The following is a 14,139-nucleotide window of genomic DNA, read 5'->3' as shown; positions in this document are numbered from 1 at the left end:
GGATGAATAAAGAATCAATTGTAAATAAGTTAGAAAATGTTGGTTATTATACTGAAGATAGTAAACTGCAGAAATTGTCAGGTGATGCTTCTAGCCGTGAGTACTATCGTTTAAATCACGAGAATAATACATATGTAGTGTGTGTTGAGATTTCAAATGGCCAACAAAGTTGTGACTTCAACACTGTCACAAATAATATTTTAAGTGATATTAAAACACCTAAGATTCTATTCTACGATCCAGAGTTTTCAATCCTTATTCTAGAAGATATTGGAAGTATTTCGTTAAAAGATTTTTATCTTTCTTCAGGACTTTCTAAGCATGTAGAAGCTGTAGGCGATATTAAAAAATATCAAAATATGCCACTTGAGTTTTGCATGGGAAGAGACTTTGATCGTGAAAAAATTGGTTTCGAATTTGATTTAGCATGCAATTATTTTCTACAGCAACATTTAGGAGTTGAACTAAATAATGATGAAAGTTTACTTCTTAAAGAAGTGAGAGAATACATCATTAACTATTATGAATCTCATAAGGAAGTTGTTTGTCATCGCGATTATCACTCAAATAATCTTTATGTTAAGGATGGTGTTCTATTCCATATTGACTATCAAGACATGAGGGTTGGCCCAAAAATGTATGATTTAGTTTCACTTGTGGACGACTGTTATATTAATTTCTCTGACGCCGAGAAAGAGAAGTTATTATTAAGTTATGATAATGACTTTTATAATAAGTACAAAAATGATTATCATATTGTGCAAATTCAAAGAACTTTTAAGGCCCTTGGAAGTTTCGCCTATTTAAATATCGATAAAAAGAAAGATAATTACCTACAATTCATCCCTGTAAACTTAGAGAAGCTCATTAATACTTGTAAAACGAGTACAATTGAAAAGTTTAATGATTTCGCAAAAATTTTAGAGCGAGGTTTGAATGATTAAAACTTGCTTTATTGCTAGTGCTGGTTTTGGCACACGCATGGGAAATCTAGGAAAAATAATACCTAAACCTTTATGGCCATTTTTCAATCTACGTCTGCTGGATTTACAAGTAGCTTATGCAAAAATGTTAGGTTGTAATAATATCTATATAAATTCTCACCATTGTCATGACGAAATGCTAGTTTGGGCAAAAGATAAGGATGTTGTCTTACTACATGAACCAGATATCTTAGGTAGCGGTGGCTGTATTCATAATTTGAAGAAGCATATTGATGATGAGGTTATATTCATTATTAATTCTGATCAATTTTATTTTTTTGATTTTGAGCAGATTCAAAATGATGTTGAACGAATGTTATCTGCTAATGCGATTGCTCACTTATATGCAATTGAAGTTGATAAAGATGCTTCTTACAACGAGACTAAAGTTATTGATGGAAAGCTTACAAGTATTTCACCTCATGATGCTGATAGTAATTATTTAACTTACTCAGGTGTTGGTATATTAGATTTAAGAAAGATTCCACTGGTTGAAGGTGAATCATCTTTCTTCAAAACGGTAGCGGACTATAATAATAAAACAGTCCATATGAGCCTTCCTAAAAACCCAGTGTTTCTCGACTTGGGTACACTGGACAAGTATATTGATGTAATTTCAGACCTTGAAAAGCTTCCAGCTGTGGTTAAAAAATTTGTTGCCTCTATCGAGGAACTTGAAGGAACTGATTTTAGATCGACATCGATAATGGATTGGCTTGGTGTTCGATTTGATTTCGATTCGAGAATTATTACTTATAAGGAAAAAGATTATTCTTTCTGAGTAACTTCTTTTATACAGTCGACAGGGCAAACAAGTATACATGCGTTACACAACGTACAGGCCCAAGGTTCTATTGTGTACTTACCTTTATCCATAAAAATTGCCTTTTCTGGACAGATAAGCCTGCAGTTATCACACTCTATACAACGTGAAGAAATTTCGAGATAATAATCCATATATTAATTATAACAAATTTTAAAATTTAAGGTAATAAGTGCACAATTCTGACACTCTGACATTCAAATTGCTAAATATTCTGTTTGTGGTATTTTCGCTGTTTTTCCTACATACGTGTTATTCACTTGATGCAGATGTTTCAGCAATTGACTTGAATCGTTTTATCGGAATTGTTACGACCTATAAAATTACAACTGCCTTAGCTATATTTTTAATTTTTAAGATTCTCTACATGGGAGAACTTACTGTAGTGGTTCTGTCGGTCTTTGTTTTAAATATCTTTTATAAGGTATTTTCATTATTCCTAGTGGAGTACGACAAGATTATACTTTTGATGGCGGTAATCTTTTTATTAGTTTCATATAATATGATTCTTCTTTTGAAGGAAGAGCTTGGACAAGCAATCTTCAAACCAATTTTTACAAAAGAAAATTTTAATTTCGACGGCTTTTGTTCTCTTGAAGGAAATGTATATCTTTCGTCAGGCTCTTGTTTACCTGTTAAAATTTCTAACTGTGATGATAAAGGAATTGTAATCTACACAAGTGAAAAAATATCTAAGGGTGAAAAGTTAGAATTTGAGTTAGAATATGAAGGTAGAAAATTTGTTGATAACTTTTGTGTTGAGCTCGTTTACCCTAACGGCTATGGATTAAAATTATTATCAAAGTCAGAAAATAATAATTACAACTGGATTACACTTTATAATATTCTGAAACGAAGAGGAATTGTTTCATTATAATCTAGGAAGGAACTCTAAATGTTTAAGTATCTAATCATTGCATTACTTTTTATTTCATGTAACTCAAATAAGTCTCCTGAAGGAGTGCTAACTGCATTTATCGAGAAAAGACTGAATGATGAAATTAAAGTTGATGAGCTTAAAGATTACCTTACTGGTACATTACTTGAAGAATATACTCAGGCACTAACTGAGGACGCGAAGAAGCTCAATGAAATGTCTAATTTCAAGAAATCTAGACTTTCGATTGTCTATAAGAACTGCTCGGGGGATGAGTGTTCAATCACTTATTCAGTGGCCTATGATGATGAGGCCACGGATGGTAAGACAAAACAAGATGTTTCGATCTCTGTTAAGAAGATTGCTCTTATTATTAAGAAGGATGATAAGTGGTTGATTTCAGATATCAGTGATGTGAAGTCTTTTTACGAGTTTAAAGAAACAGACGCTCGTTAAGATATCTTCGAACTTACCGATAAGTAAGTCGTGAAAAGTAGCAAAATATTAGATCTTTCTTTCGATAAACTGGTTGGTGAAACTTTCAACTTAACTGAAAGTGCCAACTCTAATGCTCATCAACTAAATTATATTTCAGAAATAAAGTCTTATCGTCTCTGGATCGGTGGTACTTTCATAGATTTTCCACAAGGACTTTCATTTATTAATGACTTGAAAATAAGCAGTTTTCTTGAACTTAAACTTTATGATAAAGCCCTTAATGATGGCCTAAAAGAAGTTCTTCAAACACATGATGACTTAGTTGTTTATATGATGGATGAAAATATTTATATCGAAACTAAAGATTTTGAAGAGATAAAAAAAGCGGCTTAAAAGCCGCTTTTTTTTTATAGTGAATTGTAGTAATTTTTAAGCATTAATGCATCGTCTTCTAGGTTTGGTGAGTTACAGATCATGTATCCACCACAACCATTCTTCTTAAGAGACTTTAGAAGATCTTTCCAGTTAAAGTCAGATTTCTCTAGGTTAAGGTGTTTAAGATCACCTTTAGAGTTAGTGCTAATACCTGAAATATGGATGTGCATATTTTTAACTGAATCTTCACCAAGTTCTTCTTTAAGTTTATTGATTACTTCATCAAACTCTTCTTCTGAGTTGTACTGGTTAGTACGTGCATATAAGTGAGAGAAGTCCATACATGGGCGACAAGAGTCTACGTTCTTAGTTAGGCTGATAAGCTCTTCTAAAGAACCAAACTGTGAAGTCTTTCCTGTAAGCTCTGGACGAAGCTCAATCTCAATATCAAGTCTGCTTAATCTTTCTTCGATTACATTCATCGACTTTTCAACTAGGTCGAAAACATCATATGGAGAATCTTTCATGTAGAAAGCTGCGTGGAAAGTCATTGATTCTGCACCACAAAGGTCAGAAATCTTAGCTGTTTGGATGATTCTTTCAACAGAAGAATCAATTTTATCCTGCTCTCTAGCATTTAGGTTGATATAGTATGGGCCGTGAGAAGTTAATGGAACGCCTAGCTCATATGATACTTTTCTTAGATTTGAAGAAACTTCTTCCTTCATTCTTACGCCGTGTGCAAACTCGAGTTGCATACAATCAAGTCCAAGTTCGTGAATTCTTTTAACACCTTCTACTGGATTGTTCTTTTTAACTGTAGAATTAGGAACACCTGCTGTACCAAAAAGTAGCTTAGTATGCATTCAAAATACCCCTTCTGCTTATATTTAAAACGTTAATGCCTTGTGTATCACAATTACGGAATCCACAATAGGTGCGCTGCGAAATTATATATCAATCGCTTCATATATATCTGCTTTTGTCTATCTGTGATTCAGATGACTTATAGCCGTATTTTGGATTTGGGTCTATAATTAGAGAATATCTTGTAAAAAAAATAGGGACAAAATTTTGTTTAGTGTATTAATTTCATATTTATTAAGTCTTTTTATCGTCTTTATTCAGGTATTTTTCCTGGCTGGTGGATTCATTGTCTTCAGTACAAATCTCCACATTTCGAGTTCGGTAGCATTGGCGACATTAATCTATGTAATTTCGTTTACTTACATCATACCTTCCATTGTGCTGTCTAAGCTAAACCCAATAAGATTAGATAACAAAGAACATGTGGCCATTTTTAATAAAATAAATGGACTTCACTTTAGAGGCAATAAGGGAAGATTGAAGTTTTTTGAGAGTAAAAATGCTCCTTTCTTTATGATGGGAAGCTTGCTTGGTTCTGGTTATGTGATCATCAACTCAGCTATCATAAAGAATTTATCGCCATCTGAAATGGATAAGTACCTTGAGGCTGAACTTAGTTTCAATGAGACAATTAATGCAAAGATACTAACTCACATCTTAGTGGTTCTTTTGTTTTGGCGTACGATTTTTAATTGGGTGTTCAAGTTGGCAAGAGCTGAAGCCGTTTTCCGTTATATGTTTGTCGTACCTCGAAGATTATTTAATCGCCTTTCAAATAGTTTTAAAGAATATCACTTTAAAAAGAATGAGAGTGTCGATATGAGAGGAGTTGCTCAGAAGGTAATTTACCTTGAGAATGCGATGATTAATGTTGTGCATTTTAATGTCGCTTCAACAACAATGTGGTCAATTCTACGTACTCCAGATGCTATGGATGAGCGATTTCATCAAAGTGAGTTACTATGAAGAACTTTTTTAAGTACTTCAGAGAATTAGATTTTACAAAATATTACCCAGCGCTTTTTACAGTCGTCTTCTTGTCTGTTTTATTTCAGTATAAGTTTCAATCTATTGAAGCAATCTTTTATGATCTAAGACTAAAGCTAGATATGACTCTCGTTCACGATGATAATATCGTTCTCATTAAGATTGATGAAGAGAGTGATGAGTTTCTTGGCGAGAGTTATCCTTATACCTATACAACTTATCTAAAGCTTTTTAGGAAAGTCTTAAAGGATAAACCAGCAATTATAAATTTCTTTGGAGATCTCTCTGCTCCATTAAATGAAAGAGAGGCAGCGTCTCTTCAATTGCTTCATGATGAAATTAAAGATTATATGAAGCAAGGTGGACTTTATCGTTATGGGACAGAATTAGATTCTTGGGGAGAGCGTCTTCCTCCACAAGAATTAAGAGACTTAGGATATTCTCCAGCAGTTGTGAATATTGATAGTAAGCTATTTGCTAAAGATGATGTCGTTAGAAGAATGGTTCTCAATATTTCAGGAGAAGAAACTCTTGATTTTTGGACTGCTAATGAATGGCGAATAATTAATAATGAAGAACCACTTGTTTTAAATAAGCTTAAGAGTGCTTACTATATGCCAGAAGCTGATGCTAGCTTCAGCTTATTTCGTTATCCATTACGAACACTAGAGCACTTAGAAAAACTACCTGTTCACAGAGTTGTTGTTGGAAATATTCCAAGTGGCTACTTTAATGGAAAAGTTGTTTTAATTGGCCCTGCCTATATTTCGAATTTGAGACATTATGCAAAGACTCCATTTGATAAAGATCAGAAGAGAACTTCGAAATTAGAAATCCATGCCAATATGACAAAAGCATTAATGGAGAATCAATTAATTTATTCAATACCTCTTTGGGTGACTAAAATTCTTTCGATGTTAATTGGTGTCATTCTTTCAATTGTTATATCTAGAATTCAGCCAGCTAAAGGACTTCTTATTACGTTTGGGATTATTGTTGGAACAGTTCTCTTTTCATATTTAATCTTTTTACTCTTTGGACTTTGGCTTTATATTACGCATATCTTATTAACAGTGTTTGTCGTTTACTATATTTGGGTACCATTTAGGGCGATTGGTGAGTATCAACGTCGTTATAAGATTCAAGAAGAAACAAAGCTACTTAAGAGAGTTGAAAACTTAAAGCAAAACTTTATTTCGTTAATGAGTCATGACCTGAAGACACCGGTAGCCAAAATTGCAGGTGTTGCTGATAATATGCTGCAAAGAAATCGTGGTGGTGAAACCTACATGCACGATGGACTAAAAACTATTATTGATTCAACAAAAGAACTTAATAATTTTATCACTTCAATTTTAGACCTTACAAAAGTTGAGTCTCGAAATATCTCTCTTAATCTACAAAGTAAGGATGTTAATAAAATTATTGAAGATTGCGTAAATAGCTTAATGTACCTGGCGCGTTCAAAAGAGATGTCAATTGAGACAGAGCTCGGACCACTATTTCCAATTGAGATTGATGTTAGTCTCGTTAATCGTATTGTTTCTAATATTGTTGAAAACTCGATTAAATATGCTGGTGAAGGTAAGACAATTAATATAAAGACTTGGGACGATGATACTTGGGTCTATATTGAAATTTCAGACAATGGTGTTGGTATGGGCCAAGACGATGTCGATAATATATTTGAGAAGTTTTATCGGGTTAAAAATGATGCGTCCCATATTATTAAGGGGAGCGGTCTAGGTCTTTATCTGGTAAAATATTTCGTAGAACTTCATGGTGGTGAGATTTCTGTAACTTCATCACTTGGAGAAGGAACAAGTTTTCTAATTAAATTTTTGAATAAATAAATGGAGTGCATATGCATAAGGTTTTAGTTGTCGATGATGATAAAGTTTTACAAACCTCAGTAAGAGAGGCGTTGGAATTTCATCACTTTGCAGTTGATGTTGCCGACAACGGGAAAGAGGCGTTAAGTGCTGTTTATAAGACTAAGTATGATCTAGTTGTTATGGACGTGAACATGCCTGAAATGGATGGTATTGAAGCGTTAACAGAGATTAAGAAACATGATCCTTCAGTAATTGTTATTATCTTAACTGCGTATTCAAATGTTACTGATGCGGTAAAGGTCGTAAAAGAAGGCGCTTATAATTACCTTGAAAAGCCGATCAGCTCAGACAATCTTGTTTCATTGATTAAGCGTGCCCTTAAAGCAAGATCACTTGTTGAAACAGTTGGTTTCTCGGCTCCAGTTTTATCACTTGGTGATACAAAAAATAAATTTGTTGGTGAATCAGATGTTATGCAGAAGGTTTTCAATGTTATTGGAAAGCTTGCGCAAGTAAACACTCCGGTTTTAATTCGAGGTGAGTCTGGTACAGGTAAAGAGCTTGTTGCTCGTGCAATTCACTATAATGGTCCAAGAAAAGATGAAAAATTTGTAACGATTAACTTGGCAGCTATTCCTGAAAACTTAATAGAGTCAGAATTATTTGGTCACGAAAAAGGTGCGTTTACTGGTGCTAACGAAAGAAAAATCGGTAAGTTTCAATTTGCTGATGGTGGAACTCTTTTCTTAGATGAGATCGGTGATGTTTCACCAACGATGCAAGTTAAACTACTTCGCGTTCTTCAAGAAGGTACCTTCACTCCTGTCGGTTCAAATAGAGAGATTAAAGCTGATGTTCGTGTAATTGCAGCTTCACACAAACCATTTGAAAAGATGATTGAAGAAGGAACATTTAGAGAAGACTTATTCTACCGTTTAAATGTTCTTCCAGTATATCTTCCTCCGTTAAGAGAGAGAAACTCAGATATTCCTCATCTTGTTGAATACTACGTTAAGTATTTTAATAATGTTCATAATCTAGAAATTAGTGGACTTGATGAAGAAGCAATGAAGATTATGCAAGGTCATGATTGGCCAGGTAATATTCGTGAGCTTAGAAATGTTATCGAGCATGCTTTCATTATTGAAAGTGGTGATATTATCAAAGCCAGCTCTTTACCAGATAAGATAAGAAAATCAGTTACAGTTGAAAATCTTGTCGAAGAATCTCAAGCTATTATTGATTACGATGAAATTAAGGACTCTGTTCTTACAGATGCGGGACAAGATGAACAATTAATTGCAAGTGCACAAGGTTATCAATTTGTTTTTGCAACTAATGAAGTTGACGGTGAGCTAAGGCTTAATTTTTCACAAGCTAAAGATATTTTTGAAAAAGAATTTATCATCCAGGCTTTAAAAATTAATAATGGAAAGATTAATCAAACAGCATTGAAAGCAAATATTCCTAAGAAGACACTTCTTAGAAAGATTGAAAAGTACGAGATTAACCCTAAGGAATTTTATAAATGAATCGAATTTGGCAAATGACATTACTTATTGTTGGAATTCTTTTCTTGGATCAATTTTCTAAGGGAGCAATTCAATCTAGTTTTAAGCTTGGGGAAACATTAACAGTTATTCCTGGCTTCTTTAATCTTACTTATGTGAAGAATCCTGGTGTAGCTTTTGGAATGGGGAGTGAGTTTCCTGACGTAGTTAGAATGATTCTTTTTAAAATCCTGCCGGTAATTGCATGTCTTTGGTTTGTCTATTTAATCTGGGACTCAAGAAAGAAAAGTTATATGCTTTGTTTAGCTTATTCAATGATCTTCGCTGGAGCTGTTGGAAATCTTATTGATCGTATCTCATTAGATTACGTCGTCGATATGTTTGATTTCTATTATAAGGGATGGCACTTTGCTGCTTTCAACGTGGCAGATGCTTCAATATCTGTAGCAGCAGGTATATATATTGTTGATTATTTTTTAACTGAAGTTCGTGGAAATAAAAAGAGTGCTAAAGCCTAGGCTTAAGCACTCTCTTCTTCTGTATTTGTTTCTTCACTTGGTTTTTCTTTTGTAATTCCAAATTCGCTGTGTAGCTCGTTAAGAGACTCTTCTGAAACATAGAGTTCTGACTTAAGAGTTTCACGTCCCCAAATTGCAAAAGCATCATTGTGCTCATACATTGTAATCGTTTCCCAAGGACAGTCTTGAGAGCAGTTTTGACAACCAATACATCTAGCTAGGTCGATTTCAACTGTTTGATTGAATTGTGGGTTATTTGGATTTGGACCAGGTACTAGTTCAATTGAGTCTACTGGACAACCTTGGATACAGATTTCACATCCTGTACATCCTGACTGGTGAACAACAGCTAGTAGCTTAGGGCCCTTCTTACCTTTTCTCGCTGGCTTAAAGCGTGCCGAGTGGTAAGGATTCTCCACTAAAAATTTAACATCTTCGCTCATTAGCAATTCCTAATACTAAGTTAATTAGCAGTATTTTAACGTATTTCAACGCATCATAAAAGGGATTTTTGCCTGATTAAAATACATTAGGTATAGTCCTTTAGCAATATTGAATGATAAAAAGCTTGGGTAAATAATTGTTTTTACCTGACGTGATTTCAGAGGTTTAGAGTGAGAAAATTAAGATTTGTCACAGCGGCCAGTTTATTTGATGGCCATGATGTATCAATAAATATTATGAGAAGGCTTCTTCAGTCAAAAGGTGTGGAAGTTATTCACCTTGGACACAACCGTTCTGCACAAGAGGTTGTTGATGCTGTTTTACACGAAGACGCAAATGCTGTTGCCTTGAGTTCTTATCAAGGTGGGCATAATGAATACTTTGCTTATGTACGTGAGCTTTTAGATGAAGCTGGGGCAACTAACGTTCGTATTTTTGGCGGCGGTGGTGGTGTAATCACTCCAAAAGAAATTAAGGCCCTGCACGAAAAAGGTATCACAAGAATCTATTCTCCTGAAGACGGGATGAAATTAGGGCTTGAGGGAATTATTGACGATATGATTGAGAGAGCTACTCACTCAACACTTGATGGCTTCACTCTTGATGCAAAAGCAAAGGATCTACCAAAGACTCAATTAGCAAAAGTAATTACTGCTATTGAAGATGGAGCCGATATTGAAATTCCTTCTTCAAATAAAAATATTCCAGTTCTTGGTATCACAGGGACAGGTGGTGCTGGTAAGTCATCTTTAATTGATGAAACACTTTTAAGATTTCACCGCTTTTATCCAGAAAAGAAAGTTGCACTTATTTCAGTTGACCCAACTAAGAAGAAAACTCAAGGTGCTCTTTTAGGTGACCGTATTAGACTTGGTTCTGCTAATTTTGAAAACTTCTATATTAGATCACTGGCAACTCGTGACTCTGGTACAGAGCTTTCTCCTCAAATTAAAAAGACTGTTAACTTTTTAAAGGAACAAGATTTCGATTTAATTATCGTTGAAACTTCAGGTATTGGTCAGGCTTCTGATGAGATTACAAAGATCTCAGATAAGTGTGTATATGTAATGACTCCTGAGTATGGTGCTGCAACTCAACTTGAAAAAATTGAGATGCTTGAACAGGCTGACTTTGTAGTTCTAAACAAGTTTGAAAAGCCTCGTTCAGAAGATTCAATGAGAGATATTAGAAAGCAATATCGCCGCAATCATCAACTGTTTGCTGGTCATCCAGGTTCTCCGACGGATGAAGAGCTTCCAATTTTTGGAACAATGGCATCTAAGTTTAATGATGTTGGTGTAAATGCTTTATTTCAGGCCATTGCTCAAACATTTGACTTTGACCAAGCACCTCTAGAAGGAATCATCGCAAATCGTGCAAGTAATGATAAGACGAGAATTATTCCTGCAGAGAGATCATTATACCTAAGAGAGATCGCTAAGGCTTCTCGCGACTATAATAACGAAACTGAAATTAGAATGGAAAAACTTCGTGACATCGAAGCACTTGAGATCACAAGTAAAATTGTTCCAAGTAACGAAGTTGATGCAAAGCTTGCTGAGCTTAAAGCAGAACTTGGTGAAGATGTTGAAAAAGAGATTGAACAATTTCAATCAGTTTTAAAGCAATACCAAGACGGAACTTTCACTTATCACGTACGTGATCGAGAGTTTAAAGTTGCAACTAAATATACTTCACTTTCTGGATTAGAAATTCAAAAAGTAGGAACTCCAAGATTCTCTTCTAAAGTTGATCAGTACCGTTTCATTAGAGATGTAAATATGCCAGGCTTCTTTCCATTCGGCGCAGGGATTTTCCCATTTAAGCGTACTGATGAAGATCCAAAGAGAATGTTTGCAGGAGAAGGTGGCCCAGCGAGAACGAATAAGCGTTTTCACTACCTTTCAAAAGATGACAAAGCGAAACGTCTTTCAACTGCTTTTGACTCTGTAACTCTTTACGGAGAAGATCCAGATCTTCGTCCAGATATCTTTGGTAAAATTGGTGAAGCCGGAGTTTCGATTGCGACAGTTGAAGATATGGAATTACTATTTGATGGCTTTGATCTATCTGATCCATATACATCTGTATCAATGACAATTAATGGCCCTGCACCAATTATGTTAGCTTTCTACTTAAACACTGCTTTAAGACAAAAGTTAAAAGGTGAGGATTATTACGATAATGAAAAACGCCTAGCAATTCTTCAACAAATTAGAGGTACTGTACAAGCAGATATCCTAAAAGAAGATCAGGCACAGAACACATGTATCTTCTCTCTTGAGTTTGCACTTAAGATGATGGGAGATGTTCAAGAGTATTTCTGTCAGCAGAAAATTAAAAATTACTATACGGTTTCAATTTCGGGATACCATATTGCAGAAGCTGGCGCGAACCCTATTACTCAAGTTGCTTTCACTCTTGCTAATGGTTTCACTTTTGTTGAGTACTACTTAGCTCGTGGATTAAATATTGATGAGTTCTCTCAAAACTTATCTTTCTTCTTCTCTAATGGTCTTGATCCTGAATACTCAGTGATCGGACGTGTTGCTAGAAAGATTTGGGCGATCACAATGCGCGATAAATATGGTGCAAATGACAAGTCTCAAAAATTTAAATATCACATTCAAACTTCAGGGCGTTCTTTACACGCTCAAGAAATTGATTTCAATGATATTAGAACGACTCTACAAGCTTACCTTGCACTTTCTGATAATTGTAACTCTCTTCATACAAATGCTTATGATGAAGCGATTACGACTCCAACTGAAGAGTCTGTAAGACGTGCAATGGCAATTCAGATGATTATTAACCGCGAGTTTGGTTTAAATAAATCTGACAACCCTATGCAGGGAGCTTACGTAATTGAAGAGTTAGCCGATCTTGTTGAAGAAGCTATCTTAGCAGAATTTGAAAGAATTTCTGATAAGGGTGGTGTTCTTGGTGCAATGGAAAGTATGTATCAAAGATCAAAAATTCAAGAAGAGTCTCTATACTATGAGACACTAAAAGATACTGGTGAACTTCCAATCATTGGTGTTAATACTTATATTGCAGACAATATTGATGAGCAGTTAAACCAAGAAATTGAACTTTCTCGTTGTAGCGACGAAGAAAAGAAAGGTCAGATTTCACGTTTAAATGATTTCAAATCTAGAAATGCTGATAAATCTGATGAAGCACTAAATAAACTAAGAGCAGTTGCTTTATCTGGTGGAAATATTTTTGCTGAACTTATTGAAACAGTTAATTATTGTTCTCTTGGACAAATCACTAATCTTCTTTATGAAATTGGTGGGAAGTACAGAAGGAATATGTAATGAAGAAGTCGAAGATCTACACTCGTACAGGTGATAAAGGTGAGACTAGTCTTGTTGGAGGCCAACGAGTATCTAAAGCAAGTGCTCGTATAAATCTTTATGGAAATCTTGATGAGCTTAATAGCTATGTAGGTCTATCGCTCTGTTACATCGATGTTTCGAGAGTAAAAAATACTTTTAAATCAATTCAAGAAAATCTTTTTGTTCTCGGTTCTAACTTCGCAACGCTTAGAGAGGACCGAGATAATTTTAAATTACCGAAATTAAGTATTGAAGACATCCTTCATTTAGAAGGAGAAATCGATTATTTTGATTCTGTAGTAGATCCTTTAAAATATTTCATACTTCCTGGTGGAAGCGTTGCTGCCTCTAACGTTCATATTTGTCGCACAAAAACACGCCAAGTTGAAAGAGAAGCCGTGGAGCTTGGGGATGTAGATCCAATTGATTTAGAGTATTTAAATCGACTATCGGATTATTTCTTTATCGTTGCTAGATTTTTAAATAAGCATGAAAATATTCAAGATATTCCTTGGGTACCAAAAAAAGATTAAGAAGGCTTACTTGAAGAATTTTAAAATCTTAGTCATGACAGTTTTGTCTTCTGGCTCAGGTTTTTTCTTTTTTGCGACTTTCTTTCTAACTTTTTGAATAGGCTGTTTCTTATTAATTTCGGCTCTTAACTTCTGTTTTTCAAGTGATAATTGGTTTAGGGCCAAAAATCCGGTTTGATCAGATAGCACAGTAGATGTTTGAGTACTATTATGAGAGATCTCATTAGCGTCTACTGGTTTTGTTAGAAATTTATACTCAATATCAGTTAAGTCGTTTAGATCAATACAGATGATGCAATTCCCAATACGTACCGTTTCATAAATATAGAGACGCTGCTCATCTATTAATTTTTTATTGTTAATATAGGTACCGTTTGTCGATCCTAGATCCTTAACAATTATTTCCTTATTATGATAAGTAATTTCTAGATGTTTTGATGAAATTTTAGAGTCATCGATTGAAATATCAACAGACGACTTAGAGCGTCCAAAGCTTAATTTAGGTTTAATAAGAACCTTTGCTTTATTTTCACCGCTCTTAATAATCAATGAGATAGACATTGTTTCTTGCTCCTATATAAAGTATATCATCAATGTGATATAATTC

Annotated in this window: 15 protein-coding genes; 11 read left to right on the top strand and 4 right to left on the bottom strand. The window is 34.5% G+C overall.

What is annotated here, in order from left to right:
- Positions 1-2: 2 nt before the first annotated feature.
- Positions 3-944 (top strand): phosphotransferase, encoded by a 942-nt coding sequence (locus ACMAYL_RS08900; RefSeq protein ID WP_103218656.1) that lies wholly within the window; start codon positions 3-5, stop codon positions 942-944.
- Positions 937-1,764 (top strand): sugar phosphate nucleotidyltransferase, encoded by an 828-nt coding sequence (locus tag ACMAYL_RS08895; RefSeq protein WP_412470511.1) that lies wholly within the window; start codon positions 937-939, stop codon positions 1,762-1,764. Before ACMAYL_RS08900 ends, ACMAYL_RS08895 begins: the two co-directional genes overlap by 8 nt.
- On the opposite strand, the gene ACMAYL_RS08890 is transcribed toward ACMAYL_RS08895, so the two are convergent.
- Positions 1,752-1,940 carry a DUF362 domain-containing protein gene (locus tag ACMAYL_RS08890; protein ID WP_103218658.1) on the bottom strand — a complete coding sequence of 63 codons (189 nt, stop codon included), beginning with the start codon at positions 1,938-1,940 and terminating at the stop codon, positions 1,752-1,754. The two genes, ACMAYL_RS08895 and ACMAYL_RS08890, sit on opposite strands and share 13 nt — an antisense overlap.
- An 86-nt stretch (positions 1,941-2,026) precedes the next feature.
- Here ACMAYL_RS08890 and ACMAYL_RS08885 point away from each other — a divergent pair, with 86 nt between their 5' ends.
- From ACMAYL_RS08885 to ACMAYL_RS08875, 3 genes are read left to right on the top strand one after another with little or no spacing between them, the layout of a single operon-like run.
- Complete coding sequence (locus ACMAYL_RS08885) at positions 2,027-2,683, top strand: hypothetical protein (protein WP_146037888.1); 657 nt, start codon at positions 2,027-2,029, stop codon at positions 2,681-2,683.
- An 18-nt stretch (positions 2,684-2,701) separates the two neighbouring features.
- Positions 2,702-3,139 (top strand): hypothetical protein, encoded by a 438-nt coding sequence (locus tag ACMAYL_RS08880; RefSeq protein WP_103218660.1) that lies wholly within the window; start codon positions 2,702-2,704, stop codon positions 3,137-3,139.
- Positions 3,140-3,169: 30 nt separating this feature from the next.
- Positions 3,170-3,514 carry a hypothetical protein gene (locus ACMAYL_RS08875; protein WP_103218661.1) on the top strand — a complete coding sequence of 115 codons (345 nt, stop codon included), beginning with the start codon at positions 3,170-3,172 and terminating at the stop codon, positions 3,512-3,514.
- Positions 3,515-3,528: 14 nt separating this feature from the next.
- On the opposite strand, the gene ACMAYL_RS08870 is transcribed toward ACMAYL_RS08875, so the two are convergent.
- Positions 3,529-4,362: a TIM barrel protein gene (locus ACMAYL_RS08870; RefSeq protein WP_103218662.1), complete on the bottom strand. Its 834-nt coding sequence runs from the start codon at positions 4,360-4,362 to the stop codon at positions 3,529-3,531.
- Between the two features lie 478 nt (positions 4,363-4,840).
- Here ACMAYL_RS08870 and ACMAYL_RS08865 point away from each other — a divergent pair, with 478 nt between their 5' ends.
- The 4 genes from ACMAYL_RS08865 to lspA are packed head-to-tail and all read left to right on the top strand — an operon-like array spanning position 4,841 to position 9,214.
- The gene (locus tag ACMAYL_RS08865) at positions 4,841-5,329 is read left to right on the top strand and encodes a hypothetical protein (protein WP_392994085.1); all 489 of its coding nucleotides are present in this window, start codon (positions 4,841-4,843) and stop codon (positions 5,327-5,329) included.
- Entirely contained in the window at positions 5,326-7,203 is a 1,878-nt protein-coding gene (locus tag ACMAYL_RS08860; protein WP_103218664.1) for an ATP-binding protein, read from the top strand. Before ACMAYL_RS08865 ends, ACMAYL_RS08860 begins: the two co-directional genes overlap by 4 nt.
- Positions 7,204-7,214: 11 nt before the next feature.
- Entirely contained in the window at positions 7,215-8,717 is a 1,503-nt protein-coding gene (locus tag ACMAYL_RS08855) for a sigma-54-dependent transcriptional regulator (RefSeq protein WP_103218665.1), read from the top strand.
- Positions 8,714-9,214 carry a signal peptidase II gene (lspA, locus tag ACMAYL_RS08850; protein ID WP_103218666.1) on the top strand — a complete coding sequence of 167 codons (501 nt, stop codon included), beginning with the start codon at positions 8,714-8,716 and terminating at the stop codon, positions 9,212-9,214. Before ACMAYL_RS08855 ends, lspA begins: the two co-directional genes overlap by 4 nt.
- A 2-nt stretch (positions 9,215-9,216) precedes the next feature.
- Here the strand turns inward: lspA and ACMAYL_RS08845 are convergent, their stop codons facing one another.
- Positions 9,217-9,657, bottom strand: coding sequence for an indolepyruvate ferredoxin oxidoreductase subunit alpha (locus ACMAYL_RS08845; RefSeq protein WP_103218667.1), 441 nt, complete (start codon positions 9,655-9,657; stop codon positions 9,217-9,219).
- A 171-nt stretch (positions 9,658-9,828) separates the two neighbouring features.
- Here ACMAYL_RS08845 and icmF point away from each other — a divergent pair, with 171 nt between their 5' ends.
- Complete coding sequence (gene icmF / locus ACMAYL_RS08840; protein ID WP_412470996.1) at positions 9,829-12,978, top strand: fused isobutyryl-CoA mutase/GTPase IcmF; 3,150 nt, start codon at positions 9,829-9,831, stop codon at positions 12,976-12,978.
- Complete coding sequence (locus tag ACMAYL_RS08835; protein ID WP_103218668.1) at positions 12,978-13,532, top strand: cob(I)yrinic acid a,c-diamide adenosyltransferase; 555 nt, start codon at positions 12,978-12,980, stop codon at positions 13,530-13,532. Before icmF ends, ACMAYL_RS08835 begins: the two co-directional genes overlap by 1 nt.
- A 6-nt stretch (positions 13,533-13,538) precedes the next feature.
- Here ACMAYL_RS08835 and ACMAYL_RS08830 read toward each other — a convergent pair whose 3' ends face one another.
- Positions 13,539-14,093, bottom strand: a complete 555-nt coding sequence (locus ACMAYL_RS08830) for an FHA domain-containing protein (RefSeq protein ID WP_103218669.1) — start codon at positions 14,091-14,093, stop codon at positions 13,539-13,541.
- Positions 14,094-14,139 lie beyond the last annotated feature (46 nt).

It is taken from the genome of Halobacteriovorax sp. RT-2-4, from assembly GCF_047085445.1.
Taxonomy (GTDB): Bacteria; Bdellovibrionota; Bacteriovoracia; order Bacteriovoracales; family Bacteriovoracaceae; genus Halobacteriovorax_A.
The sequence above is the reverse complement of the archived record's forward strand: the minus strand, read 5'-3'. Positions and strand labels throughout refer to the sequence as shown.

Excerpts from the sequence above, each read along its gene's own strand:
- ACMAYL_RS08900 (WP_103218656.1), top strand. The coding sequence starts at position 3 with ATGAATAAAGAATCAATTGTAAATAAGTTAGAAAATGTTGGTTATTAT.
- ACMAYL_RS08895 (WP_412470511.1), top strand. The coding sequence starts at position 937 with ATGATTAAAACTTGCTTTATTGCTAGTGCTGGTTTTGGCACACGCATG.
- ACMAYL_RS08890 (WP_103218658.1), bottom strand. The coding sequence starts at position 1,940 with ATGGATTATTATCTCGAAATTTCTTCACGTTGTATAGAGTGTGATAAC.
- ACMAYL_RS08880 (WP_103218660.1), top strand. The coding sequence starts at position 2,702 with ATGTTTAAGTATCTAATCATTGCATTACTTTTTATTTCATGTAACTCA.
- ACMAYL_RS08870 (WP_103218662.1), bottom strand. The coding sequence starts at position 4,362 with ATGCATACTAAGCTACTTTTTGGTACAGCAGGTGTTCCTAATTCTACA.
- ACMAYL_RS08860 (WP_103218664.1), top strand. The coding sequence starts at position 5,326 with ATGAAGAACTTTTTTAAGTACTTCAGAGAATTAGATTTTACAAAATAT.
- ACMAYL_RS08855 (WP_103218665.1), top strand. The coding sequence starts at position 7,215 with ATGCATAAGGTTTTAGTTGTCGATGATGATAAAGTTTTACAAACCTCA.
- lspA (WP_103218666.1), top strand. The coding sequence starts at position 8,714 with ATGAATCGAATTTGGCAAATGACATTACTTATTGTTGGAATTCTTTTC.
- ACMAYL_RS08845 (WP_103218667.1), bottom strand. The coding sequence starts at position 9,657 with ATGAGCGAAGATGTTAAATTTTTAGTGGAGAATCCTTACCACTCGGCA.
- ACMAYL_RS08835 (WP_103218668.1), top strand. The coding sequence starts at position 12,978 with ATGAAGAAGTCGAAGATCTACACTCGTACAGGTGATAAAGGTGAGACT.
- ACMAYL_RS08830 (WP_103218669.1), bottom strand. The coding sequence starts at position 14,093 with ATGTCTATCTCATTGATTATTAAGAGCGGTGAAAATAAAGCAAAGGTT.